This window comes from Acidobacterium sp. S8, assembly GCF_009765985.1.
Lineage (GTDB): Bacteria > Acidobacteriota > Terriglobia > Terriglobales > Acidobacteriaceae > Alloacidobacterium.
Window position 1 is genome coordinate 21,804 of sequence record NZ_LMUM01000028.1, and the last position, 24,405, is coordinate 46,208.

The 24,405-nt window shown below is 56.6% G+C and carries 24 protein-coding genes; 8 read left to right on the plus strand and 16 right to left on the minus strand.

Translation table 11 applies throughout. The features are described from left to right. Positions 1-28: 28 nt before the first annotated feature. Positions 29-2,032 carry a glycosyltransferase family 39 protein gene (locus GSQ86_RS11870; RefSeq protein ID WP_158750165.1) on the plus strand — a complete coding sequence of 668 codons (2,004 nt, stop codon included), beginning with the start codon at positions 29-31 and terminating at the stop codon, positions 2,030-2,032. A gap of 146 nt (positions 2,033-2,178) precedes the next feature. Here the strand turns inward: GSQ86_RS11870 and hpnI are convergent, their stop codons facing one another. Together hpnI and murC are read right to left on the minus strand one after the other, a co-directional pair. Continuing rightward, on the minus strand, positions 2,179-3,399 hold the full coding sequence (gene hpnI, locus GSQ86_RS11875) for a bacteriohopanetetrol glucosamine biosynthesis glycosyltransferase HpnI (RefSeq protein WP_254062331.1): 1,221 nt from the start codon (positions 3,397-3,399) through the stop codon (positions 2,179-2,181). 129 nt (positions 3,400-3,528) lie between these two features. Beyond that, positions 3,529-4,905 carry a UDP-N-acetylmuramate--L-alanine ligase gene (gene murC / locus GSQ86_RS11880; RefSeq protein WP_158750166.1) on the minus strand — a complete coding sequence of 459 codons (1,377 nt, stop codon included), beginning with the start codon at positions 4,903-4,905 and terminating at the stop codon, positions 3,529-3,531. Positions 4,906-5,107: 202 nt separating this feature from the next. On the opposite strand from murC, the gene GSQ86_RS11885 reads away from it, so the two are divergent. Next, entirely contained in the window at positions 5,108-5,395 is a 288-nt protein-coding gene (locus GSQ86_RS11885; RefSeq protein ID WP_158750167.1) for a hypothetical protein, read from the plus strand. 3 nt (positions 5,396-5,398) lie between these two features. On the opposite strand, the gene GSQ86_RS11890 is transcribed toward GSQ86_RS11885, so the two are convergent. The 3 genes from GSQ86_RS11890 to cysK form a co-directional block, all read right to left on the minus strand. After that, positions 5,399-6,091 carry an ATP-binding protein gene (locus GSQ86_RS11890; RefSeq protein WP_158750168.1) on the minus strand — a complete coding sequence of 231 codons (693 nt, stop codon included), beginning with the start codon at positions 6,089-6,091 and terminating at the stop codon, positions 5,399-5,401. Continuing rightward, positions 6,088-7,242, minus strand: a complete 1,155-nt coding sequence (locus GSQ86_RS11895) for a PLP-dependent aspartate aminotransferase family protein (RefSeq protein ID WP_158750169.1) — start codon at positions 7,240-7,242, stop codon at positions 6,088-6,090. The genes GSQ86_RS11890 and GSQ86_RS11895 overlap by 4 nt, the downstream gene beginning before the upstream one ends. Before the next feature lie 129 nt (positions 7,243-7,371). After that, entirely contained in the window at positions 7,372-8,328 is a 957-nt protein-coding gene (cysK, locus tag GSQ86_RS11900; RefSeq protein WP_254062332.1) for a cysteine synthase A, read from the minus strand. A gap of 207 nt (positions 8,329-8,535) precedes the next feature. On the opposite strand from cysK, the gene GSQ86_RS11905 reads away from it, so the two are divergent. Next, the gene (locus tag GSQ86_RS11905; protein ID WP_158750170.1) at positions 8,536-10,203 is read left to right on the plus strand and encodes a GGDEF domain-containing protein; all 1,668 of its coding nucleotides are present in this window, start codon (positions 8,536-8,538) and stop codon (positions 10,201-10,203) included. Between the two features lie 81 nt (positions 10,204-10,284). Here the strand turns inward: GSQ86_RS11905 and GSQ86_RS11910 are convergent, their stop codons facing one another. Together GSQ86_RS11910 and pyrH are read right to left on the minus strand one after the other, a co-directional pair. After that, positions 10,285-11,454, minus strand: a complete 1,170-nt coding sequence (locus GSQ86_RS11910; protein ID WP_158750171.1) for an acyltransferase — start codon at positions 11,452-11,454, stop codon at positions 10,285-10,287. A gap of 8 nt (positions 11,455-11,462) precedes the next feature. Then, on the minus strand, positions 11,463-12,167 hold the full coding sequence (gene pyrH, locus GSQ86_RS11915; protein WP_158750172.1) for a UMP kinase: 705 nt from the start codon (positions 12,165-12,167) through the stop codon (positions 11,463-11,465). A 232-nt stretch (positions 12,168-12,399) separates the two neighbouring features. On the opposite strand from pyrH, the gene GSQ86_RS23670 reads away from it, so the two are divergent. The 3 genes from GSQ86_RS23670 to GSQ86_RS11925 all read left to right on the plus strand — a co-directional run bounded on the left by GSQ86_RS23670 (position 12,400) and on the right by GSQ86_RS11925 (position 16,174). After that, entirely contained in the window at positions 12,400-12,531 is a 132-nt protein-coding gene (locus GSQ86_RS23670; RefSeq protein WP_256366836.1) for a hypothetical protein, read from the plus strand. 162 nt (positions 12,532-12,693) lie between these two features. Then, positions 12,694-15,075 carry a TIM-barrel domain-containing protein gene (locus tag GSQ86_RS11920; protein WP_158750173.1) on the plus strand — a complete coding sequence of 794 codons (2,382 nt, stop codon included), beginning with the start codon at positions 12,694-12,696 and terminating at the stop codon, positions 15,073-15,075. Between the two features lie 184 nt (positions 15,076-15,259). Then, a complete protein-coding gene (locus GSQ86_RS11925; RefSeq protein ID WP_158750174.1) occupies positions 15,260-16,174 on the plus strand; it encodes a toll/interleukin-1 receptor domain-containing protein in 915 nt (304 codons plus the stop codon). 105 nt (positions 16,175-16,279) lie between these two features. On the opposite strand, the gene tsf is transcribed toward GSQ86_RS11925, so the two are convergent. The 8 genes from tsf to GSQ86_RS11965 form a co-directional block, all read right to left on the minus strand. Continuing rightward, a complete protein-coding gene (tsf, locus tag GSQ86_RS11930) occupies positions 16,280-16,939 on the minus strand; it encodes a translation elongation factor Ts (protein WP_158750175.1) in 660 nt (219 codons plus the stop codon). 236 nt (positions 16,940-17,175) lie between these two features. Next, positions 17,176-18,075: a 30S ribosomal protein S2 gene (gene rpsB / locus GSQ86_RS11935; RefSeq protein WP_158750176.1), complete on the minus strand. Its 900-nt coding sequence runs from the start codon at positions 18,073-18,075 to the stop codon at positions 17,176-17,178. A gap of 165 nt (positions 18,076-18,240) precedes the next feature. Then, complete coding sequence (gene rpsI, locus GSQ86_RS11940; RefSeq protein WP_158750177.1) at positions 18,241-18,636, minus strand: 30S ribosomal protein S9; 396 nt, start codon at positions 18,634-18,636, stop codon at positions 18,241-18,243. A gap of 39 nt (positions 18,637-18,675) precedes the next feature. Continuing rightward, the gene (gene rplM, locus GSQ86_RS11945) at positions 18,676-19,110 is read right to left on the minus strand and encodes a 50S ribosomal protein L13 (RefSeq protein ID WP_158750178.1); all 435 of its coding nucleotides are present in this window, start codon (positions 19,108-19,110) and stop codon (positions 18,676-18,678) included. 337 nt (positions 19,111-19,447) lie between these two features. Next, positions 19,448-20,272 carry a hypothetical protein gene (locus tag GSQ86_RS11950; protein WP_158750179.1) on the minus strand — a complete coding sequence of 275 codons (825 nt, stop codon included), beginning with the start codon at positions 20,270-20,272 and terminating at the stop codon, positions 19,448-19,450. A 232-nt stretch (positions 20,273-20,504) separates the two neighbouring features. Then, positions 20,505-20,924, minus strand: coding sequence for a type II toxin-antitoxin system VapC family toxin (locus GSQ86_RS11955; protein ID WP_158750180.1), 420 nt, complete (start codon positions 20,922-20,924; stop codon positions 20,505-20,507). Beyond that, a complete protein-coding gene (locus GSQ86_RS11960; RefSeq protein WP_158750181.1) occupies positions 20,924-21,181 on the minus strand; it encodes a type II toxin-antitoxin system Phd/YefM family antitoxin in 258 nt (85 codons plus the stop codon). Before GSQ86_RS11960 ends, GSQ86_RS11955 begins: the two co-directional genes overlap by 1 nt. A gap of 165 nt (positions 21,182-21,346) precedes the next feature. Further along, on the minus strand, positions 21,347-22,363 hold the full coding sequence (locus tag GSQ86_RS11965; RefSeq protein WP_158750182.1) for an alcohol dehydrogenase catalytic domain-containing protein: 1,017 nt from the start codon (positions 22,361-22,363) through the stop codon (positions 21,347-21,349). 107 nt (positions 22,364-22,470) lie between these two features. Between GSQ86_RS11965 and GSQ86_RS11970 the strand changes: the two genes are divergently transcribed. Both GSQ86_RS11970 and GSQ86_RS11975 read left to right on the plus strand, forming a co-directional pair. Continuing rightward, on the plus strand, positions 22,471-23,139 hold the full coding sequence (locus GSQ86_RS11970) for an ankyrin repeat domain-containing protein (protein WP_158750183.1): 669 nt from the start codon (positions 22,471-22,473) through the stop codon (positions 23,137-23,139). A gap of 80 nt (positions 23,140-23,219) precedes the next feature. After that, positions 23,220-23,768: a MerR family transcriptional regulator gene (locus tag GSQ86_RS11975; protein ID WP_254062333.1), complete on the plus strand. Its 549-nt coding sequence runs from the start codon at positions 23,220-23,222 to the stop codon at positions 23,766-23,768. A gap of 14 nt (positions 23,769-23,782) precedes the next feature. Here the strand turns inward: GSQ86_RS11975 and GSQ86_RS11980 are convergent, their stop codons facing one another. Continuing rightward, a complete protein-coding gene (locus tag GSQ86_RS11980; protein ID WP_158750185.1) occupies positions 23,783-24,052 on the minus strand; it encodes a hypothetical protein in 270 nt (89 codons plus the stop codon). Positions 24,053-24,405: the final 353 nt, after the last annotated feature.

Sequence of the window (24,405 nt, forward strand, 5' to 3'; positions counted from 1 at the left end):
ACTGATATCCTAAATCTTCGGAATCATCATGTCTGACTCGATATTGCCTGGTAGTAACTCTCGCCAACCTGCATTGCTTTCGTCCTCCGTCAGGACATGGACGCTCTTGCTGCTGGTCTTTCTCGCGGTGCATTTTGCCGCGCTCTTCTCGCCTTCCCTCTTGGATGATGCCGATGCGACGCATGCCAACGCGGCGCAGCACATGGCAAGGAGCGGCGACTGGGTCACGCTTTACGTCAACGGCATCCGCTATCTGGAAAAGCCGCCGCTGCCCTACTGGATGGCGGCAGCCGATTACCGCATCTTCGGCTACAACGTTTTTGCCACCCATCTGCCCATGGCCCTTGGAGTGCTGGCCTGCGCGGCGCTGGCCTGGTTCTGGGGGCGGCGCGCCTATGGCGAGCGCGCTGCCTTCTATGCCGCCCTTGGAATACTGACAAGTTTCGGCATCTTTATCTGGACGCGGTTCTTCATCCCGGAATCGATACTGACCTTTTTCATTGCGCTTGCGCTCTACTGCTTTCTCACAGGCCTCGAAGATCGCAAGTCTGCGCGCATTTACGCCATGTACACCGCGCTCGCGATCGCAGTACTGGCCAAAGGATTGATCGCACCCGTATTCTTTCTCGCTGCGGTCATCCCCTATCTGCTGATTACGGGCGAGTGGCGCAAGTGGCGGCAACTGCGCCTGTTTACCGGCTTGCTGCTGTTTCTGATGATCGCAGCGCCCTGGCATATTCTGGCAGGCCTGCGGAACCCCGATCACGGCAACCCGGCAGGCAACGTGCCCACGCCAGGACATGTGCACGGCTTCTTCTACTTCTATTTCATCAACGAGCACGTGCTGCGCTTTCTCGGCAAGCGCTATCCGCACGACTACAATAAGCAGCCGTTCCTGGTCTTCTGGCTGGGGCAACTGGTTTGGCTCTTCCCCTGGAGCCTCTACTTCCCTGTAGCGATTCTTCGCGCGTGGCGCAACCGCAGGCTCGCATGGGCTGACGTGCGCTACGACGCCTCGAATACGCTGCATTTTCTGGACGCGCGCAGCAGCGCATACGAAGCGGCCAGCATGGCGGCGCGCATGCGCTTCCGCGCTCGCACAGGACTGCTGCTGATGTTCTATGGTGCGTTTATCCTGCTCTTCTTCGGCATCTCCACGAATCAGGAATACTACACGTGGCCGGCATACTTCCCGCTTCTGCTGCTTACGGCGGGCGCGCTGGGATCGATTGAAGAGGCGCCCGAGGCGGGACGCTGGATCAATGCCCGCAGCAAATGGCTCTTCGGGGCGCACGTTGCGTTTGCAGTGGTAGGTGTTGCCATCGCCATTGCGCTCGGCAGCGGGCTCTGGGCCTCGCGCAATCTGCCCTATGTCTCGGATATAGGTACTTTGCTGGCCCATCGTGGGGTCGGCAACTATTCGCTGGCGTCTTCCCACTTCTTTGATCTCACCGGACCATCTTTTGCTGCATTGCGGCTTCCGGCAGCGCTCGCGGCGGTGGCGCTTCTGGTAGGTCCGCTGGTGGCTTTGTATCTCCGCAAGCGCGGACACTCCTTTGAATCGACGGTCTCGGTCGCATTCACCGGCGCTGTTTTCCTCATTGCCGCGCATATCGCATTTGTTCGCTTTGGACCGATGCTCTCGTCACGCGCCATGGCGGATACCGTAAACCGTCTCGCTTCATCCGGCGATCAGCTCATCATTTACGGCGATCAGGCCGATGGCTCGTCGGTCATCTTTTACACGCACCGGCAGGCGCTGCTGGTACACGGAAGCTCGTCTTATTTCACGCCGAACCCGGGAAGCCACGGCGAATTCGGTTCGTCGATGATCTGGGGATCATGCTATCCCGACGCGCCACATATTTTCCTGAGCGATAACGATCTTCTGCCGATGTGGGGCAGCGGCCCGCGTAAATTTCTTTTTGTTTCCGGTGATTACCATGATCACGTGGAAACGCTGCTGACCGGCCATCTGTACAAGCTGCAAGAACTTTCAGACAAGACACTGTATACAGACAGGCCGATGTAGCTCGGCCATCATGTAGCAGATGTGAAGACGCGCCAAAAATCACCGTCATTCTGAGCGAAGCGAAGAATCTCCAGCAATTCTTACTCGAGATTTCCGCTTCAGATCAGAACGATAGCTTCGGTTTTTGATTTAAGGACAGTGGCAGGTTAAGCCATCATCGCGGGCTCGTGTTCAGGCTGCGGGCTATCGGCTACGGGCTGCATCAAACCGCCTGTCGTAAGCCGATAAATCTGCCCACGCCACAAAACCGCGCTGCTGCCATAGCTGGCAACCCAGTAAAGAAATCCCAACAGGTCCCGCAGAGGGTAAAGCAACGTCGTGCGCAACAGGCGGCGTTCGTTGACAACCGCCGCGCCGACGACTGCGGCCATCACGGCCCGCGCCACAATGCTGTACACAATCAGCGCCATCGCCAGGTGTGGCCGGTGCAGGCACCACGCGGCGAAGCCGGCGAGCAATCCGAAAGGCAATGCGAAGGTCAGCGATGTGCCGAAGTGGCCTTTGGGGCGCGAGAAGCGCGTGGACTTCATCCAGCGCACCTGGTGCTTTACGGACGCAGGCAGGCTCAAATTCAAAACCACATGGTCGATGACGTGGTCGGATAAAATAACGTCGTAGCCCAAAGCGGAAATCTGGTTGCCAAGCACAAAATCATCAGCACAATAGGGACCGAGAAAGGCGAATCCACCCATCTGCTGCACGCACCTGCGCCGCACAGCCATGGTGGGGCCGAGCGTAAACTGCATGCCCTCCATCATGTTGGCCACCAGCACGCCCGAGGTCATCTCGACTGACATGCCTGCCGCTTCAAGCTTTGCCCACAAACCCTCGTCAGCCACGCCGCGATACAAGCAGGTAACAGCGCCCACTTTTTCGCGGACAAAGGGCGCGACCACTTCACGGATGTAGTTGGACGTAACCCGCACATCGCTGTCGCTGATAACAAAAATGTCTGTGTTGGCGGCAGCAGCCATCTTCTCAAGCGACGACACCTTTGCATTGATAAACGTGCGTTCGCCAGTGACCAGAAATTTTGCTGGAATCGATGGATAGCGTGCCGCTACGCGCCGCGCGATCTGCAAGCCGGGATCATTCGTATGGCGGGCGCAGAAAAGAATTTCGTAGTTAGCGTAATCCTGCTCAAAAAAGCTGGCGATGTGCGCTTCGAGATTCGGCTCGGCTCCGTGGAGCGGCTTGAGCAGGCTTACTGGTGGAGAGAAATCAACTGAGGCCATCGCACGGTTTTTCCGCCGGGCCGCTATAAAGCGATACACCCCGGCGAAAACAAGTCCATTAAAGATGGTCGAGCTAATGAGTCCAAGAACTCCAAGACTCATCAGAAAATCGACGATACGCGTACTAATCACTATCTATCAGATTATCGTATCGTAAGACTGTCCGGTTTAAACATCTAAAATTGATTATATCTCGTTCAATATCAATACGATGCCATCGAAGATTTCTTGAATCCCTGTCGCAGAATTCTTAACCCCGGCTTAAGAGATCGATTTTTGCCGTAGTCGCTCCAATACCTGCGGCGCCAGCTGCGATACATTTCCCGCTCCCATCGTCAGAATCGCATCGCCCTCCTCGGCCCGTGTTACGACCCGCTCAATGGCTTCTGCAGGTGTTTCCGCATAAGCGACGGCAGGGTGTTTCACAGCTTTCGCCAGCGCGTCGGCGGAAATGCCAGGAATCGGCTCCTCACTCGCAGCGTAGATATCAAGAATTTCAACCGTATCCGCGTCGTCGAAAGCAGTCAGAAATTCTTCCATCAGATCGCGCGTCCGCGTATAGCGGTGCGGCTGGAAAATAACGTGCACCTGGCGATAGTTGCAGTCGCGCGCGGCGCGCAGAGTCGCACGGATCTCCGTCGGATGATGACCGTAGTCATCGATGACAGCCACTCCGCGCTCGCATCCCTTGAGTTGAAAGCGGCGGTCGACGCCACGAAAGGACTGCAGGCCTTCCGCAATGGCTTCCGGCTTAATCTCAAGTTGCATAGCGATGGCGATTGCTGCCGTCGCGTTAAGCACGTTATGCCGCCCGGGAACGTGCAGTGAGAACGGCCCCAGCACCTGCCCATCGGCAGCCACTTCAAAACGCACGCGAGCGTCCTCTGGCTGTGGAAGCATGCGAACAACAAAATCAGCTTTCGCCGTAGTGCCATAGGTAAAGACACGCCGTCGCACACGCGGCAGAATCGCGGCCAGCTGGTCGTTGTCGATGCACGCAACGCAGCTTCCATAAAAAGGCACGCGGTCCATAAATTCAACGAATGCATTTTCGACATCGGTCATGTCCCGGTAGCAGTCCATATGTTCGCGGTCGAGATTCGTCACCACGGCGAGAATGGGCGAGAGCTTGAGAAACGACCGGTCGCTCTCATCGGCCTCGGCCACAAGATAATGCGACTTGCCCAGCCGCGCATTCGAGCCCATCGCATCTACTCTGCCGCCGACCACTACCGTCGGATCGAGATTGCCTGCCGCCAGCACCGTGGCAATCATCGATGTAGTTGTGGTCTTTCCATGCATGCCTGCCACGGCGATGCCGTACTTCAGGCGCATCAGCTCGGCCAGCATCTCTGCCCGTTGAATCACCGGTATCTTGCGCGCGCGTGCTTCAATCACTTCCGGGTTGCGCTCATTCACCGCGGAGCTGGTGACGACGACTCCCGACCCGATCACATTCGCGGCGGCGTGGCCTTCAAAAACAGTAGCGCCTAACGTAGAGAGCCGGTCAGTGATCAGTGAATGGCGAAGATCGGAGCCGGAAACGGCATAACCCAGGTTGAGCAGAATTTCGGCAATACCGCTCATGCCGATGCCGCCAATTCCAATAAAATGCACTCGCTGCGCTTTTGCAAACATAAGAAGGACGCTTTGTTTAATGTAACAGCGCGATGCGCTTGCGCCCAGTAACGATGCAGGTTTTCGCGCATCGGCGCACATCGCTGCATGAAAAATTCACCGCAACATTTGCGCGCCAATGCTGTTTCCACTTATGGAAAGAATGAGCGCTGAGGCTCGAAGCTGAACGAAGCCAACGCGCTAAAGAAAGGAACTAATTATTATGAAACGCGCACTCTATACTCTTGCCTTTGCTGCTGCCACCCTCTTCACCTCTGCAGCCGCCCACGCGCAGGTTGGGTTTGCAGTCCGCGTCGGTCCCGCTGCGGTGGCGTATGCCACGCCTTGCCCCGGACCTGGATATATCTGGGCGCCTGGTTACTATGCCGGAACAGCGTGGATGCCAGGACGCTGGGTCTATCACAGCTACTATCGCCCGTATTATGGACATCCGTACTACGCGCGTCCTTACTACCATGCGCACTACGACCACTTTTACGGACGCCGCTAATCTCTAAGCGTCTCCGGATGCTCTGACAGCATCCGGAGACAGCTTCACATCGGCAAAAACAAACCCATCCCGCTCGACCACTTCTCCACTCTCGATGGCAATCGGCTTGTGAAACATAGGTCCGGCATAAACGCAGGTATGGAACTCACCGTTCTCCGCGCAGGGATCAATACTCGCCGAGAATTGCCGCAACAAAGATTCATCTAAATCACAACCAGCAAATTCCCTGGGCAGCTTTTTCGGATCGACGCAGACAATCCGCGCCTTCACTCCGGCGCGTAACATGGTTCGCACCAGCTCGTTTGTATTTATTCCCCACAGCGGAAAAAGGGGAGTGAGTCCAGTGCCCGCAAGACGCTCCTCGCGGTAACGCCGCACATCTTCAAGAAAAAGATCGCCGAAGGCGATGGCTTCCACATCCTCAGCAACAGCACATTCGCACGCGGCGCTCATGGCAGTTTCATACTCTGCATTCGAGCATGGCCACGGCAGCGGCACTTTCCACAGTGGCAGACCCGCGGCTTCAGCCTGCGCCTCAAGCACCGCAAGGCGCGTACCGTGCATGGCCACGCGATCGAAAGCAGCATTGATGGTCGTCAGCAATCCAACGATTTCATACTCGCCGGATTGCCGCAGGCAATGCAGCGCCCAGGCACTGTCTTTACCGCTGCTCCAGGACAGCAGAGCCTTCTTCACACCTGCGCCAGCGCCTGATCGAGATCGGCGAGCAGATCATCCACATCTTCTATTCCGACCGAGATGCGGACAAGCCCATCAGTAATGCCAAGCCGCGCGCGCTCTTTCTCGCCAACCGCAGCATGCGTCATCGTCGCCGGATGCGAGATCAGCGTCTCCACTCCGCCCAGCGATTCGCCCAGCGTGCAGACGCGCACGCTTTTCAGCAGCGCATTCGCATTCGCGAGTGATCCCGTTTCGAACGAGATCATCGAACCGAAGCCGCTCATCTGTTTCTTTGCCAGTTCGTGCTGTGGATGATCTGCCAGCCCGGGATAAAAAACCTGTCTCACCTTGCTGTGCTGCGCAAGAAAGGCGGCAACCTTGCGCCCGCTCTCATCGTGCTGCTTCATGCGGACCGCAAGCGTCTTCACGCCGCGCAGGATCAGCCAGCTTTCAAAGGGCGAGAGAATGCCGCCGGTGCATTTCTGCACGAAAGCGAACTGCTCCTTATGCTTCGGTGTCGTGCCCACCAGCACGCCCCCCAGACCATCGCTGTGCCCATTGAGAAACTTCGTGGTCGAGTGCATCACGATGTCGGCTCCCAGCTCGATGGGCCGCTGAAAGTAAGGCGACATGAAGGTGTTATCGACACTCAATTCGACATCGCGTTCATGGCAGACATCCGCCACGGCGCGAATGTCGGTCAAAGTCATCAGCGGATTCGTCGGTGTCTCAATGTGCATAAGCTTCGTCTCCGGCTTGATCGCGCGGCGGACAGCTCCTACATCCGAAGTGTCGACATACGTGAACTCGATGCCATAGTTCACAACGATCTGGTTAAAGAGGCGGGCCGTGCCGCCATAAACGTTTTCGCCGCAGATAACGTGATCGCCGCTCCTGAGCATCGTCACCATCGCCATGATGGCGGCCATGCCGCTGCCGAAAACATGCGCGCTCGTGCCGCCTTCGAGAGATGCCAGATTTGTTTCCAGCGCATCGCGCGTCGGGTTCGAAACGCGCGCATATTCATGGCCTTTATTCTTGCCAATCTCTTCCTGCGCATAAGTCGAAGAGAGATAAATCGGCACATTCACTGCGCCTGTCAAAGGATCCGGTTCCTGTCCATCGTGAATGGCGCGAGTAGAAAATCCCTGCGTTGCTTTCGTCATCAACTATGTACTCCTGTAAGACCTGATGCGTCGTTCTGAGCATAGCGAAGAATCCATGCCATTTCCACGAACCGCTGATAGGGTCCGCCCGAGTGTGGAGGTTGCGCTTAGTTTGGCTCCTGCGTAGCTTTAGAGACCGCCCTCAAAAATCTTCTTGGAGAGATAGCGTTCCGCCGAATCGGGAACGATGGTGGCAACGCGCCTGCCCGGACCGAGTTGCTGTGCGACCTGCAACGCCGCATGCACCATGGCTCCGGCGCTCGATCCGGCGAGCACTCCTTCTTCGGAAGCAAGCCGTTTCACCATGGCAAAAGCGTCGGCATCGGTAACGCGCACGATCTCATCCGCCACCTCGGGATGGAAGGTCTTCGGTACGAAAGAAACTCCGATGCCTTCTACCTTATGTGGACCCGGCTCGCCGCCCTGCAGGATGGAACCTTCCGTCTCGACGGCCACAGTAAGGATCTTCGAATTCTTTTCTTTGAGAAATTTCGCCACTCCCGAGAAGGTTCCACCTGTGCCCACCCCGGCGACAAACGCATCCACGCGCCCTTCCATCTGCTCCCACAGTTCACGCGCAGTTGTTTCGTAGTGAAATTCCGGATTGGCATCATTTTCGAACTGCAGCGCGGCAAAGATATCGTCACCGGTTTTCGCAAGAGCCACAGCACGGCGGATAGCTCCGCTCATGCCTTCGGCCTCCGGAGTGCGCTCGACCGTCGCACCAAACCCGCGCATGAGCATGCACTTCTCTTCCGCGTAGCCTTCGGGAACGAACAGCACTACCTTGTAGCCGCGGTTCACGCCAACCAGAGCCAGCCCGACTCCGGTATTCCCTGCCGTCGCCTCAACGATGGTCGCGCCTGGCTTCAGAACGCCGCGTGCTTCGGCGTCCAGAATCATGCCCAGAGCCGCGCGGTCTTTTACGCTGCCGCCGGGGTTGAGAAATTCGAGTTTTGCATAGAGATCAGCCATGCCCGACGGGGCTAACCGGCGCAAATGCAGCATGGGCGTCTGGCCCATCAATTCGGTAATGCTTTCAGCAACGCGCAGCGCGCGGGTTGGAAGTGTCATTGTCTCTGTCATCACAAAACTTCTTAGTGTAGCAGTTTGAGGCGGTTGAAAATGGCCCCAAAAGTCACCTCTAGAGTTAAAAAGAGCCTGTTTGCAGTGAATTTCGCTTTCGTCGCCTCTTTTAGCCACGATACACTGAACCCACCTTGACGGAAGCGCCTGCGCGCTGCACTTCCGCGCCCCCGAAATTACTGCGTGGATATACAGACAACATCGCCGATGAATCACCGAGACCGTACCATCCCCCTGCTGGTGCTTGGGGCGATTGGGACTATCTTCTTTATCTGCGCCTCCGCTCTTTTCGTCTATGACACGACAGAACATCTCGTCGCATCTCGCGATTGGCGCGACCACTCGCAGGAAGTATTGACGGTACTACAGACCGCTTCGCAACGCCTGGATCGTATCGACCTCTACGAACGCCTTTATCTTTTGGGCAAAGATCAAGACGATCAAAGAGATGCGCAGACGAGCACCATTTCGCTCGACGGCGATCTGATTCATGTCGATGACTTGGTCAAAGACAATCCAGACCAGACTTCCCGTGCGCAAACACTGCATAGCTGCATTCTTGATTTGAAGCAGCGGGTAAACAACTCCCTCACACCCGACGCGAGCCTGCACCAGAAAATCCTCGACTGCCGCGATGCCGTGAGCAAGATGCAGGGCTCAGAGCGGACGCTGCTTACCCAGCGCACTACAGAATCACAAAAAAGTATCTATCGCAGCCTTCTGGCCGGCATAGGCTTTCTGGTTGCTTCTCTCGCTGTGGTTATCGTTCTCTTCGGATTCCTCATCCGGGACGCCAAACAACGCCGGCAGATGGAACGGCGCGTCTTCAGTACGAACGCGCAGCTGGAAGTCACCGTCCTCACGCTGAAAAAGCGTGCCGCTGAGGCAGCTCTCCTCATATCAGCCAGAGAAGAGCTGCAGCTTTGCACCAACGCTGCTCAGGCGCACGCGGCAGTCGTGCGTTATTGCTCGCAGTTGTTGCCCTCCACCAATGTGAGCCTGCTCCTCGTTAACAATTCCCGCAATATTGTGGAAATAGCTTCCTCATCCCCAGGTGAAACGAGGCTAATGGATGTATTTTCACTGGACGCGTGCTGTGGCCTTCGTTCCGGGCGGCTGCGCTGGAGAAAGCCGGGAGAATCTGAAGTAAACTGCGGCCATTTCCGAGGTACCCCGCCGGACAACTACCTCTGCATCCCCTTGTCGGCGCAGGGCGACACTCTTGGCATTCTGTATATTGAGTGTCCAACCTCTCTCATCGGTATCGATGTAGAGCGCAACAAGGAAAGCCTGGAAGAGCTGGCCGAGATGGCAGCGATGTCCATTGCCGGCCTCAACCTTCGCGAGCGGCTGGAGCATCAATCCATCCGCGACGGTTTGACAGATCTATTCAACCGGCACTTCATGGAAATTTCGCTCGACCGCGAAGTGCGGCGCGCGGCGCGAAACCATGCGGAACTGTCCGTGCTGATGCTCGATGTGGACCACTTCAAGCTGTTCAATGACTCCTTTGGACACGAAGCGGGAGATTCCGCCCTGCGCGGCGTGGCCGATATCTTCCGCCAGTCGGTGAGAGCGGAAGATATCATCTGCCGCTATGGGGGAGAGGAATTTGTCATCATCCTCCCGGAAACAGATCAGCACGCTGCTCTGGAACGCGCCGAAGCGATCCGCGAACAGGTCAGCCGTATGAGTATCCGCTTCCGCGGCGAGGCGCTGGGCCAGTTCACCATCTCGATCGGGCTGGCAACCTACCCGAAATCTGGCGAGACGCTGGAAGAATTACTGCGCGCCGCTGATCGCGCACTCTATGCAGCCAAGCATGGCGGCCGCAATCAGGTAGTCGTTGCCCATCCTGAGGTAGCGACGGTTTAGATCGTCTGCCTGAGATCAAGCCAAAGATAAGCGTCATTCTTACCCTGAGGAACGAAGGGGAACAGTCCCGCCCCTCTCGGCCTAAGCCTTTTCCCTGACCAGGCCGCGAATCCACTTCTGCGTCGGCTTCTCGATAAACCTCATGGCCAGCAACGCCGCCGCAACCAGCAGACAATAGCTGATCCACGGATCAAGCGCGATCAGATGCAGTCTTTCCAACAGATGCGAGTTGTGAATCAGCTCCCACAAATTGAAGTGAAGGATGTAAAGGCAGTAACTCGCCTGTCCGACCGCGACAAAGGGCCAGAAACCGAAGAACCGCGCAATCAGGTTATGCCCCGCCAGCCCTAAAATCGACATGCCGAAGAGCGGCATCAGCAGCCCGTCATGCATCAGGGCAAAGGGCATATGGTCGCCGTAGTAAAGAATCGTGTAAAGCGCTGCCACTCCCGCCAAACCCAGCAGCAAGCGATAGCGGCTCTCCCGCGAAATACGTGCATCCACATCCGCCAGCACGATGCCGAATAAAAATGACGGCACATGCGGCGGCGGCGAAAACTTGAGCGCCCGCATCCAGAAGCTGTCCGTATAACGTCCAGGATGAGGACCATCCGGCTGCAACACCGTGTAAAGCGTCGGCAGAAACAGGCCCGCGACCCATAAAAGAAATAGCAACGCAATCAATCCACGCCAGTGTCGCGGTCGTTTCCAGCAAACTACAACGGGAAAAATCAGGTAGAAAAACGCCTCCGTGCACATCGTCCACGCCGGCGTATTCCAGAAAGTGGCCAACTTCGGCACCCAGCCTTGCAGCAACAACGGCGTCAGCGTAACCCCCAGCACAAACTCGCCATGCGTGCGCACCTGCCACTCCGCCACCAGCATGCCCATCGAAACCAGCAGGCCCAGAACATAAACCGGATAAAGCCGCGAAAGACGCGCAACCCAGAAATGGCCTGCGCTCAGCTGTCCGCGTTGCGCGCGGTCGCTGTAGTTGTACGCGAGAATAAAGCCCGACATCAGCAGAAAAAAGCTGACCGAGGTATACCCGTTATCGACAATAGGAGCGAAAGGCCCAAACCACTTCGGATTCGAAAAGTGGTAGAAGACAATATTCAGCGCGGCGAAGGCACGAAGCCCGGAAAGCGCTGGAAGCCTCGATTTCTTAACTATTTGCGGCTTGTCGGCTGAAGTGAGCCCCACCGTCTCTGCGGGCCGCTCCAGCACCGCAGCCGATGAGCCGGTTTGCATCTCTTCGTTCAGGCCGTCACCAGTGAGCCGACTTTCTCCCCGCTGATTACGCGGCGGATATTCCCCGGCCGATTCATATTGAAGATGATCATGGGCAGATTGTTGTCTTTGCACAGGCTTACCGCGGTGGTGTCCATTACCTTTAACCCCAACCGCAGAATATCCATGTACGTAATCTGCTCAAATTTCACGGCATCGGTTTTGATGACCGGGTCGGCATCGTAGATGCCCTCGACCTTGGTCGCCTTCAGCAGAACATCCGCCTTGATTTCCATGGCGCGCAGCGAAGCTGCCGTGTCGGTGGAAAAATACGGATTGCCGGTGCCTGCGGCAAAGATCACGATGCGGCCTTTTTCGAGATGCCGGATGGCCCGGCGGCGAATATACGGCTCGCACACCTGGTGCATCTCAATCGCCGACATCACGCGCGCATGCACATTCTGCTTCTCCAGCGCATCCTGAATGGCGATGGCATTAATCACGGTCGCCAGCATGCCCATGTGATCGGCTGAGACACGATCCATTTCCTTGGCCTGCTCGGCCACGCCGCGAAAAAAATTGCCGCCGCCAACCACGACGCCCACATCGACGCCCATCTCGCGGACCTCGGCAATTTCTGCGGCAATTTCGTGCACACGGTCTACATCGACGCCGAAGCCGCGACCAGCAGCCAGCGCTTCCCCTGAGAGCTTAAGAACGACGCGGTTATACATGCCTTATTGAGTATCGCATGGGTGCGAATATGGCGAAGCCGCCAGATTTTGTCGATCGCGGCCCGTATTCCTCGCCAAGACACCTTACGAATGAACGCGCAGGCTCGCCGCAAGCTCTCGATACGATCCATTCGTAATATCTTCCAGCAGCCCGAGATTCGGCTGCGGCTTCCAACCCAGCACTCGTCACCGTCCCCGCCGTCTGGCAAAAATCGTAAGCCACATAAAGACGGTGCGAACGGTCGAGGCTCCCGTCGAGTTGCACTCCTTCAAATACGTCATGGCGTGGCATGCCCGTTTAACCTGCGAACCCGCGCAGCAATGGTTCCGCGAGCAGATGCAGGCGGTAGCCAACGGCATATAGCCCTTCTATTGTCATCCTGAGCGAAGCGACCGGAGGGAGCGTAGTCGAAGGATCTGCTGTTCTCTCCCGGCACCTCTACGAACATCGACTGATGTTCAGGGAAATAGAAGACAGCCTTGAGTAAATCGATTAAACTTGGCTGCGAAGGAATCGGCACCCAGTATGGTTCGTAAGCTTTCTCTCGCCATCGGCATCGCAGCACTCGCTTTCGCAACAATCACAGAAACCCAGGCGCAAACCGATGCGCAGCGTGTCGTGCTCGAACGCGGCAAGTCCACCATTGTCTTCGAGCCATATGCGCCGAACATCGTCCGCGTCACGCTCAGCATGTTGAAGGACTCCGCGCTGGCTGCACCCGGTTATGGCTTCGTCGCCTCACCTTCCGCACAGGGCTGGACACACGAAAAAGATGGCGTCGATGAAGTCTACAAATCATCGCAGCTGACGGTGACGCTGAAAGGCTGGCACTCCGGCGGAAGCAGGCCACCTCAATCGGTGATGGACCCCGGCAAATACTTCAGCGGTTCCACTCCCGGCGCAGATATCACCTTCACCACGCCCGACGGAAAGACGATCACCGAAATGAACGGCTGGTCCATGTCCGTGCTTAACCATAAAGACGGTAACTCGCAGTTGAATTACGACCGTCGCCCCACCGATCCTGAGTTTTATCAGGTCGGCGCGAACTTCAAATCGCCCGACGACGAGCACTACTACGGCCTCGGCCAGAACCAGGAGGGCTTCCTCGATCATCGCGGCCACGTAGTCCATTGCTGGAGTGACTACAACGCGCCCGGCGGTCAGAGCACATGTGTACCTTTCATGGTTACAAATTATGGCTACGGCATCATCTGGGACAATCCTGGAAAGACAACCATCGCGCCGCACTTCAATGAGCGCACCAGCTGGACCTCCGATGTAGGCGACCGCGTCTCCTTCTTCATCATCGCCGGAAAAACATATGACGAGATTTATGCCGGATACCGCCTTCTCACCGGAGCCACGCCCCTGCTGCCCAAGGCCGCTTACGGATACATCCAGTGCAAACAGCGCTACCGTTCGCAGGATGAAGTATTAGCCGTCGCAAAAGGTTATCGCGACCGCCATCTTCCCGCCGATGTCATCGTCGTTGACTGGCTCTACTACACGAAGATGGGTCAGATGGATTTCGTCTCCGACCTCTGGCCTGATCCGAAAGCAATGAACGATCAGCTGCATAAAATGGGCTTCCAGACCATGATCAGCGTCTGGCCGCGCTTCGAGCCGGGCTCGCGCTATTACGATTTCGTTTTGCAGAAGGGCTGGTTCGAGCATCTCGCCGACGGCACCCCGACCAACGGTCTGCCCTATGACAAGGCCGGCTCCGATATCGACACCACCAACCCTGACGCCGCGCACTGGTACTGGCAGACCATCAAGGAAAATATCCTGAGCAAAGGCTTCGACTCCATATGGGCCGACGAAACCGAGCCTGACCTTCCACCAAACGGCAGCTATCTGCGCATCGGCCCCGGTACGCAATATTTCAACGTCTATCCGCTCTTCCACACCGGCGCGATCTACGACGGCTTCCGCAAGGACACACTGCACCGCGGCCTGGTCCTCTCGCGCGACGCCTACCTCGGCGCACAGCGCAACGGCGCCATCTTTTGGTCATCCGATATCACCGCAACCTGGGACGCATTCAAACGCCAGATTCCCACCGGCCTCGACTTTGCCGCTTCCGGCATGACTTACTGGAGCAACGACACCGGAGGCTGGCAGCCATTGCCCGGCACGCATCATCCTCTGCATCCGCCACTCATTGATCCATCGCCCATCCGAGACAACGTCGGCGACTACGACGACTATCCCGAGCTCTACACGCGCTGGTTCGAATACGCGGGCTTCCTGCCCATCTTCCGCACCCACGGCAGCCGCCGCTATAACGAAGTCTGGTCCTACGGCCCGCAGGCCGAACCCATCCTCGAAAAATATCTCAACCTCCGCTACGAGCTCATGCCCTACATCTATTCGCTCGGCTACCAGACTTACAAAACCGGAGCGCCCTTCATGCGCGCGCTCTTCATGGATTTCCCCAACGACGCCAATGTCTCCGACATCCGCGACGAATACATGCTCGGCCCCGCATTCCTCGTGGCTCCGGTAACCGAGCAAGGCGCAACCAGCCGCCAGGTCTACCTGCCCGCAGGCGCGGACTGGTACAACTACTGGACGAATGAAAAGTTGAAAGGCGGCCAGACCATCACCGTCAACGCCCCGATCGACACCATTCCGTTATTCGTCCGCGCAGGCTCCATTATTCCTACCGGCGCTCACATCGACAGCACCGCGCAGACGCAGCAGATAGCCAAGGTCCGCATCTATCCCGGAGCCAACGCCGACTTCACGCTCTTCCAGGACGACGGCAACACCTACGCCTACGAAAAGGGCGACGCAAAGATCACGCACCTTCACTGGAATGACGCCTCCCATCAGCTGACACATGAAGGTGCGGCAGCGTGGACCGCTGCGGATTCAGAAATAGTCACAGTAGAAAAGTAAATTTGGGTGCCCCATCCTGACCCTGAATGCAATGAAGGGCAAGGGTGGGAGACATCTTTCTCCTGAGCATTGACACTCTTTCCGTGTTTCCATCACCACTCTTCAGAAGAGGCGTACACTCTTCGCAGAAATTTACACCTCCAGAGATGGTCTTGCGGCGACGGAGCAGAAAGAAGCTCACCCCATGCCCACGAAACATAAAACCACCACATACGCCGCATTCCTCAGCCATGCCTCTCAGGACGCAGAAATCGCCAACCAGTTGGAGCGGGCACTTCTGGCAAATTCGCTTCGCCCGTGGATCGACAATTCCAGCCTCGCATTCGGCGCACTGCTGCGCGAAGAGCTGCAGACCGCGATCGAAAAGAGCCGCGTGCTCGTTCTGCTCTGGTCTGAGGCTGCCTCCAAATCGCGCTGGGTCATGGCCGAGATATTTACTGCCTTCCATCTCAATCGCTTCATCATTCCGTATGTGCTTGACGCGACGCCGCTGCCGCAGTTTTTAGCTGGCTCCGCTTATCTCAGTCTGAAGCGCGACCAAGCAGACATCGAAGCAAAATTATCACGCGCCCTCTCGTCTGCTCCTGATTCCGCAAACAAGCCATCACCCATGCTCAACAACCGGACGGAGATCGTTCAATCTCTGGTAAACGGAATCGGCGCCGCACAAATCGCCGTAGTGCAGGCCATGACAGAAAATTTTCAGGCAGCCGAGGAAGCTAACACCCAGGTAGAAAACGCCCTGAATAGCGCGATGAAGATGGCTCCGCTCGATCCGATGATCCTGAACCTCGCCGGATACCAGCGCAAAAACAACTATATGTTCAAACACTGGGACGCGATTCAGGTGGGACGCGCGCCCAAAGATCCACTGCTCCTCGAGGGCGAGCGATATTTCTTCGAGACACTCTGCGCCGATCCCCTCGATCCAAGCGCCCTCAACGGTCTCGGCAGCATATTGATGTTCGAGCGAGAGCTCGATGCCGCTGAATTCTTCCAGCGCCGCGCCATCGATCTCGTCAGGCAAAGCGGCGGCAATTACGAAGCCGCCCAACAAGATCTGGAGCTGATTCTTTACTTCAAGCAGAAGCAGAAATAATCGACTCCGGCTGAGCCGTACAGATTCATTCTGTCCTAAAACAGTTTCGCCGCAGCATGGAGTATCCACACTGCGGCGAAATGAGTCTTCGTAAAGAATTGACGCTTACGACTGCGCCTCTTCACCGGCAAGCTTCGTCTGGGAAACCGTCCAGTTCGGATCGCCAACCTTGAACCGTGCGAAGCGGCGAACAGTGATGTTCTCACCCAGCTTGCCGACCTTCTGCGCGATCAGGTCCTTGATCGAGACAGTCTGCTCCTTGATGAAAGGCTGCTCTAAGAGACAAACTTCCTCGTAGAACTTGCTCATCTTGCCTTCCACGATCTTCTCGATCACCGGAGCAGGCTTGCCCGTCGCTGCCGCCTGTGCGCGGAAAATCTCCTTCTCGCGCTCCAGGTCCTCAGGCGTTACGTCTTCCGGACGGATGTAGCGGGGATCGGTCGCCGCAATGTGCATGGCGATGTCCTTGAGCAGCTCCTGGAAGTCTTCGGTGCGGGCAACGAAATCGCTCTCGCAGTTCACTTCAACAAGAACGCCGATCTTGCCGCCTGCGTGAATATAAGTTCCCACTGCGCCTTCATTCGTCGAGCGCGAAGCCTTCTTCTGTGCCGAGGCCATTCCGCGCTTGCGCAGAATCACAAAAGCCTCTTCCATATCGGCTTTCGCTTCCTGCAGAGCCTTCAAACAATCGCCCATCGGCGCGCCCGACTTCTCGCGCAGCTCTTTTACCAGCTTTGCATCAATCTTTTCACTCACAGTCGACATTTCCTTTTCCCAATTCCCTTCTATAACACGCGCCTGTTATTTCCATGTTGTCACAAGATCGAATCCGGGTGCCCCATCCTTTCGCGCACTTTGCGAAAGGGTGGGATAGGTGGAAAACAGCAAGCCGGAATCACACCTTAAACACAACGAAAGCGTGGCTCGAAACACTGCAGCCACGCTTCCGGAAGAATTACTTTCCATGCCGCAATCGAAATCGACGCAGGCCGTTTTACATCTTAGAAGCTGCTTTCGGCCGCCTCGGCGTCATCCAGCGTGCTCACCGTGACTGGAGACTTGCGAATCACTCCACCGAGTGCCGCTTCGAGGTCTACTTCTTCCTCTGGAGCTTCCGCAGCGGCTGCCTGAACACCTTCCACTACGCCCGGCTCCGGCTTCTCTTCAGCCTGCTCTTCCGAGCTCACGCCAGCCACCTCGACATACTGCTTGTCGGTCGCCATCTGCACGCCTTCGACTGCCGAATCGGCAATCTTCGAAGCGAAGAGACGGATCGCACGCAGTGCATCGTCATTGCCCGGAATTACATAGTCCACTACTGTCGGATCGCAGTTCGTATCAACAACCGCAACCACCGGAATACCCAGCTTGCGGGCTTCCTTCACGGCAATCGCTTCGTTGTTCGAGTCGATCACGAAGAGCGCATCGGGCAGCCGCTTCATGTTCTTGATGCCGGCAAGGTTCGCCTGCAGGTGCTTGCGCTCGCGCTCCAGACGAATCACTTCCTTCTTCGTCAGCAGTTCATAGCGGCCATCCGTGGCCATCTCATCCAGTTCCTGAAGGCGCTTCACCGACTTCTGCACCGTCACCCAGTTCGTCAGCAGTCCACCCAGCCAGCGGTTGTTGATGTAGAACATCCCGGCGCGTGTCGCTTCTTCCGCAACCGCGTCCTGTGCCTGGCGCTTGGTGCCGACAAACAGAATCACTTTGCCCTGCGCGGTCAGGTCGGTCACATACTTCGACGCGTCCTTGAACATCTTCAGGGTCTTCTGCAGGTCAATGATGTAAATGCCGTTACGCTCGCCGAAGATGTATTCCTTCATGCGCGGGTCCCAGCGTTTCGTCTGGTGCCCGAAGTGGACTCCCGCTTCGAGCAGCTCCTTCATGGTGATCGTGGCCAAACAGCCTCCTTCGTGGACTGCATCCCGGCAAGGTTTAAGGTCGCCGGAATTGATTCCCCTATTTGGGAAGATTTAACTACCTAAACTCGGGTGCCCCAGGTTCGCAGGGTGCCCCAGGTTCGCGAAGCTAACCTGGGTAGATATCCCACGAACCCGAAACAAAAACTATCTCTTCGAGAACTGGAACCGCTTACGAGCGCCCTTCTGACCGTACTTCTTGCGCTCCTTGCCGCGGGCGTCACGGGTCAGCAGGCCATCGCTCTTCAGCGTCTTGCGCAGCTCAATGTTGAACTGAAGCAGGGCGCGGGCAATACCCATCTTCACCGCATCGGCCTGGCCATTCACGCCGCCACCGATGACCGTCGTCACTACGTCGAAGTTTGCCGTGGTCTCGGTCAGCACCAGCGGACGCTTTGCCGCAACACGCTGCTGCTCGGTAACGAAATACTCCTCGTATGTCTTGCCGTTGACTTTGAACTCGCCGCTGCCGGGGCGCAGAAAGACGCGGGCGATCGCCGACTTGCGGCGTCCCGTTCCGTAATACTGAACCAAATCTGCCATGCTAATCCTTTTGCCAGTCTTTAATTCTGGCCGAAAATCTTAAGCCTTAACTTCCAGAGGCTGCGGCTGCTGCGCCTGGTGTGGATGCTGATCGCCCTTGTAGACGTTCAGCTTCGAGCCCATCTTGCGGCCCATCTTGGTCTTGGGCAGCATGCCCTTGATCGCCTCTTCCACAATCTTTTCCGGTCTGCGCTCGAGCAGGCGGACAAAAGACTCTTCGCGCAATCCACCGGGGAAGCCGGTGTAGCGGCGATAAACCTTCTGCTGGCTCTTCAGGCCGGTCAGCCGGATCTTCGCGGCATTGATCACAATGACGTGATCGCCCATATCAATGTATGGGGTGTACTTTGGATTTCTCTTACCGCTCAGCACGCTGGCCGCTTCGGTCGCCAGTCGGCCCAGGGTCTTGCCGCTCGCGTCCACCACGAACCACTTGCGGTCAATCTCGTGCGCGCTAGGAATGTACGTCGACATCTCTCTTATCTCCAGCAAAATCTCGCGTTCAAAACGCAATTTGCCCACGCAAAACAGCAGCGCGGTCTAAAAACTTACCCACGGCGGAACTTCATGTACGCGTGAGGCTCGGGGTCCCCAAGGCGCGCGGTGTTTTGCGTATTGGGGTGACCTGGCGCAGTCTCAACCGATTGGGGTTTTCCGGGTTCGGCGCCCAGTCAATCTGCGGGATAGCCACAGACATACGGACGGGCAGACGCGGAACTGCGCAAGGATTTTAGAATACGGGATTTTTTAAAGGGAGTCAATACGATAACAGCCACATGTCACACTACGGGCTAATGAGTCGCTGGCTTGATCACCGACCAGTCCGTGGTGATTTATAAAGCAGGTTTCCATCAAAGTCGGTGGTGCATATCACTGTGTATGGGAGTTCGGCACCCAGGCTATTCTTAGCCGTATAATCGACTTCCACCTGAATTGTCCGACGTACTCGATCAACTGCCGGCTCTTCAGCGAAGGAGTCCATACTGACAGTACTTGGGAACTCTTCGGTTGTTTTCACCGTATTGTTACACAACTCTTCGGCGGAGTGTGTATTAGGAGGCTTGTCATCTTCTATAGCCTGCGAGTATTGCGCAATGAGCGAAAGAGCTTTGGTATAGTCCGCAGAGGATGACGGTATTGCCTTAACTTCCTCTAACGCTAAGGGGCGATGCCCCATATTCCAATCAAATTCTGCGCGTTCGATAGGCGTCAACCGTTGACGAACCTCATCTTCTCCTTTTCGATCCTCAATCGAACCCCAAACGATCAACAACACCAACAGCAAAGCCATCATAATGCCACCCCAAAGAATGTAGCGTTGTCCTACAGTTCGCCTCGGCATGGCATGCTTTTCGTTCAGTTGGCTACTTGCATCTCTTTCATTTGTAAGATCCTGCTGATCAGATTCCTTAGATTTAGCGGAACTATCACGTTGTGCCCTAGCAAGGCGAACCTTTGAAATCTCTTCAGACAGAGCTATTTGTTCGCGAGCGCTTAGCTTTTTCCTTATTTCCTCATAAATCTCGTTAGCTCGATCCGCATCTTGCGTGTGATAGGCATCCACCACATCTTGCGCTAAATTAAAAAATGGGGAACGCTTCGGTTCGCCGAATTTCCGTACATTGTTCCTATCCACAATCTCTTTCCGATGAATTACTCAAACCAAATAACTCTTCTATGTCAACGAAAATAATTGGGTCAATGCTATTTTCCTGGGTGTGCCATGTCTCGCTTCTGGGGCATAGGGCACTCAGGTAGAAGCCCCGGCCTTCAGGCCGGGGATAAAACTCGGCTCGAAGAGCCGCACCTCACTGCCGTAGGCCCAAGCGCAGGCAAAGCCGCAGCGCCTGTGTCTTTTCTAGATCAAGCTAACCCACCCAAGGATTCACCACCCCCACCCCAGTCGCCTCGAAATCTGCCGTATTCCGCGTCACCACTGTCATTCCATGCACCAGCGCAGTCGCGCCAATCAAGGCATCCCGATCGGATCGGGGATCAGGCACACGAAGCGCAGCGCAACGTTGCGCCACAGCGGTATCGATAGCCAGAATCCTTCCGTCGAACGCAGGCAGGACACTTTCTTCCATCCACAGGCGAAGCAGTCCGCCCTGATAAGAGTCCCGCCGCTCAATCAACCGGATGCCGATCTCCAACTCCAGCACCGAAACCACCGACAAAAATAACCGGCCGGCAGGGACGCTTTTCGCCCAGGCGAGTACATTCCGGTCGGCCTTGCCCGTCTTCGCTCTGCGCAATTCTGAGATGACATTGGTATCGAGCAGGTACATTACGGCAGGTCCACAGGCCGATGGATATCCCCGCTCATCCGGGGCGGTTCAAATTCCACCTCTGCCGCATGGGACATCGCCAACAGATCCGCAATATTTTCCCCTCTGCCGGTGATCTTTTCGTACTCCTCAATCGAAAGCAGCACATGCGAGGGACGCCCACGGTCAGTAATGAAAACTGGGCCGCGCCCCGCAGCCTTTTTTGCCCCGCTGGCATCCTGATTAAATTCCCGACTTGAAAATGTCGTAATAGCCATAACAATCACATCTAATGTAGAAACGTAACTACAATATCCACAGCTTCGATAATACCTGTCAAGCCCCTTCGACCAAAGGATCTCCTAAACGCAACAATTAAAAGAAAAAAGCCCGCCGGGACCCCAGCGGGCTTTTCACCCAATCGCTGCGACCTCAACCACTTCTTACGCCCCCGTCTCCAGCACCACCCGGAACCGAGCCTTCCCGCTCATCATCCGGTCATACGCCTCTGCCGCCTTTTCCAGCGGATACGTCTCGATCATCGGCAGCACGCCGGTCATCTCGCTGAATTTCAGCGTATCTTCCGATTCAATCGAGGTCCCGCTCGGCCATCCATGCACCGCTTGCCGCTGCAGGATCATTGGAATCGTAGACAGCGGCAACGGCTTAGGAGAAACTCCCAGCAGCACCAGTTCGCCCGCGTATCCGAGTCCAGCGGCAGCGGCAGCCATCGCATCGTTATCTGTCACCGTAGCCAGAATCACCCTCGCGCCGCCCAGCTTTTTTAGCTCTTCCGCGACATCCTGGCTGGTGCTGTCAATGTAATGCCGCGCCCCCAGCTTATGCGCGAAGTCGGCCTTGTCCGCACCGCGAGCAATCGCCACCGTGTTGAAGCCCATCTTCGCAGCAAACTGCACGCCCAGGTGCCCCAGTCCGCCCAGACCGAGAACAGCGACTGTGGCCGGCGGCTTCGCTCCCGTATTACGCAGCGAGTTAAAGGTCGTAATCCCCGCACAAAGCAGCGGAGCAGCATCGGCGCTCTTCAGCGAATCCGGAACAGCCGCCACCGCATCTGCCGGAACGACAATGTAATCGGCATAGCCGCCGTCGTAAGTCACACCCGGAATCAAGGCATGCTGGCACGCAACCAAGTCGCCGCGACGGCAAGGCTCACAGCGCCCGCAATGACCGCCATACCAGCCCACGCCGACGCGTTGACCAACCTTCCACTGCGGAACCCCTTCGCCCACCGCATCCACAAGGCCGATGACCTCATGCCCCGGCACCCTGGGATAGGTAATGAATGGAAAAATCGCTTCCTTCGTAACCGAATCGCTGTGGCAGACCCCGCATGCCTCCACACGAAGGCGCACCTCACCCGTCTTCGGCTCCGCGACCTCCCGCGTCACCACTTCCAGCGGCGCTCCACCCTTGGCAACTTGTACATATCTACCCTGCATGGTCGTTTCTCCTTGTGCGCAGCATTATGCCAGACCTGCATGATCGATGGATGATCGCCCCTTCGATAGTCTCCAAAACGAAACAGCGCGACGATATACTCTCCCCCATGAGCCAGCATTTCTTCGACCTCATCCGCCGCGGTAAGACAGCCGAAATTGCAGAAACCGTCGAGGAGCAGCCCACCCTGGCGCAGTCGCGTGACGCGCAGGGAATCTCCGCTCTCATGCTCGCAATCTATACACAGCAGCCAATGATCCGCGATTTTCTGCTGACCCGCCTGCAGGACCTCGACATCTTCGAAGCAGCCGCCGTTGGCAATTGCCTCCGCATCCACCGGCTCCTCGCCGAGGACGCGATGCGCGCTCGCTCCGTCTCGCCCGATGGATGGACACCGCTGCATCTCGCCTCCGCATTCTCTACCGCCGAAGCAGTAACGCTGCTCCTCGAACACGGTGCGCATGTCCATCAGCTCTCGCATAATCCGCTGCGCAATCAGCCCTTGCATGCCTGCGTTTCCCTCAATCATTCCGTCGACGTGCTGCGCATCCTCATCGAAGCAGGCGCCGATGTGAATGCAACCCAGCACGGCGGCTACACGCCATTGCTGCAAGCCGCGGCTGCAGGCAAAAAAGACCTCGTCATCCTCCTGCTTCAACATGGCGCTCGTCTCGACTGCGTCTGCGACCAGGGCAAGTCAGCAATCGACTACGCGAAAGAACGCGGCCACACGGAAATCGCCGACACGCTTGCTTCTCACGTCGCGCAGCATGCCTAAACTGAATCGATAGCCAGCAGGGCACGCTGCCTGCTTTCTTCAACATGCATTGATGTTTCTGTTGCCGAAGCACATATTGCGTGTCCTATACTTTGAGGGATGGCCGCAGTCGAGCCATCCGGGTTTTCATGCAGAAGCAGAAACACACCTCACAACGATCATCGCGGCAGGAAGCGGCAACCACCGCCATTCCCGACAAACTGTACTTCCGCATCGGCGAAGTCGCTCGGTTGTGCAAGGTGCAGTCCTACGTCCTGCGCTTCTGGGAATCTGAATTTCCCCAGCTCAAGCCGAACAAGAGCGGCACCGGCCAACGCCTCTATCGCAGACGCGATGTAGAGATGGCGCTGCAGGTCAAGCATCTGCTGCACGAGGAAGGCTACACCATCGCAGGTGCCCGTCAGTTCTTATTGTCGGAAGCGCGTGATGCACGGAAGGAAAATCGTTCGCAGCCCGATCTGCCGCTCAAGACCGCAAGCAAGGAACGCGACACCGATAAAAACCGGCAGCGTCTGCAGCGCCTTCGCATGGAGCTGAACGATCTATTGGAAATGCTCTCCGCCTCACGTCCCGCCGGACGCAGGGAGCGCACAAAAAAGCAATCTCCACCGAATCTCTTCGGCGAATAACGCGCGCAGTCACATCAGTGACGCGCGTGCATTTGCATCTCAGGCAGAATCGTGCGGTTTGTCATAAACCGTTCCATAGCCTGCATGGCGCAGCCTTGCCCGCACAGGTGATACATATCAGGATTTCTGCTCTCGGCTATATTCCACGGCAGCAGCGTGAAACGCTGGCCAGGCTGTCCCTCATCGAAACAGGGAACATCCCCCAGTATGACCATCCACCAATGATTCGCTTCGCCCTTTTTCTTGCCGCAGATATCGCATGTAAACGAAACATCCCAGACCATGGCACACCCCCGACGGAAGCAGCTGTAGAGATACAGTATCCCAGTTTCACTTTTTCTTTGCGTAAAAAGTTGTTGCACGATCTTGAAATTGGCTGCGTACAGGGCTGGCATATAATGACGTATCGGAGTTGGCAGGACTTATGACGCGATGCGCCGATTGCTATTCGTCGGAATTCCGGCTTTCAAAGTTTCGCCTGCGCGACCTGCCCCATCTCGCCCGGTTTCAGTACCCGGTCCGATGCAAAATCTGTAGGGCCCGCACCTACACGTCCCTGAGCCAGACGATGCATCTTATAGGAAAGCCTCACGCAGGAAAGAGTCACGCCGTCAACACAGAAGAAAAAAAGGGCATG

What these genes read in the sequence shown, in the direction of transcription:
- GSQ86_RS11870 (WP_158750165.1), top strand. Translation starts at nt 29, where the DNA reads ATGTCTGACTCGATATTGCCTGGTAGTAACTCTCGCCAACCTGCATTG.
- murC (WP_158750166.1), bottom strand. Translation starts at nt 4,905, where the DNA reads ATGTTTGCAAAAGCGCAGCGAGTGCATTTTATTGGAATTGGCGGCATC.
- GSQ86_RS11885 (WP_158750167.1), top strand. Translation starts at nt 5,108, where the DNA reads ATGAAACGCGCACTCTATACTCTTGCCTTTGCTGCTGCCACCCTCTTC.
- GSQ86_RS11895 (WP_158750169.1), bottom strand. Translation starts at nt 7,242, where the DNA reads ATGACGAAAGCAACGCAGGGATTTTCTACTCGCGCCATTCACGATGGA.
- cysK (WP_254062332.1), bottom strand. Translation starts at nt 8,328, where the DNA reads ATGACAGAGACAATGACACTTCCAACCCGCGCGCTGCGCGTTGCTGAA.
- GSQ86_RS11905 (WP_158750170.1), top strand. Translation starts at nt 8,536, where the DNA reads ATGAATCACCGAGACCGTACCATCCCCCTGCTGGTGCTTGGGGCGATT.
- GSQ86_RS11910 (WP_158750171.1), bottom strand. Translation starts at nt 11,454, where the DNA reads ATGCAAACCGGCTCATCGGCTGCGGTGCTGGAGCGGCCCGCAGAGACG.
- pyrH (WP_158750172.1), bottom strand. Translation starts at nt 12,167, where the DNA reads ATGTATAACCGCGTCGTTCTTAAGCTCTCAGGGGAAGCGCTGGCTGCT.
- GSQ86_RS11920 (WP_158750173.1), top strand. Translation starts at nt 12,694, where the DNA reads ATGGTTCGTAAGCTTTCTCTCGCCATCGGCATCGCAGCACTCGCTTTC.
- GSQ86_RS11925 (WP_158750174.1), top strand. Translation starts at nt 15,260, where the DNA reads ATGCCCACGAAACATAAAACCACCACATACGCCGCATTCCTCAGCCAT.
- tsf (WP_158750175.1), bottom strand. Translation starts at nt 16,939, where the DNA reads ATGTCGACTGTGAGTGAAAAGATTGATGCAAAGCTGGTAAAAGAGCTG.
- rpsI (WP_158750177.1), bottom strand. Translation starts at nt 18,636, where the DNA reads ATGGCAGATTTGGTTCAGTATTACGGAACGGGACGCCGCAAGTCGGCG.
- rplM (WP_158750178.1), bottom strand. Translation starts at nt 19,110, where the DNA reads ATGTCGACGTACATTCCTAGCGCGCACGAGATTGACCGCAAGTGGTTC.
- GSQ86_RS11955 (WP_158750180.1), bottom strand. Translation starts at nt 20,924, where the DNA reads ATGTACCTGCTCGATACCAATGTCATCTCAGAATTGCGCAGAGCGAAG.
- GSQ86_RS11960 (WP_158750181.1), bottom strand. Translation starts at nt 21,181, where the DNA reads ATGGCTATTACGACATTTTCAAGTCGGGAATTTAATCAGGATGCCAGC.
- GSQ86_RS11965 (WP_158750182.1), bottom strand. Translation starts at nt 22,363, where the DNA reads ATGCAGGGTAGATATGTACAAGTTGCCAAGGGTGGAGCGCCGCTGGAA.
- GSQ86_RS11970 (WP_158750183.1), top strand. Translation starts at nt 22,471, where the DNA reads ATGAGCCAGCATTTCTTCGACCTCATCCGCCGCGGTAAGACAGCCGAA.
- GSQ86_RS11980 (WP_158750185.1), bottom strand. Translation starts at nt 24,052, where the DNA reads ATGGTCTGGGATGTTTCGTTTACATGCGATATCTGCGGCAAGAAAAAG.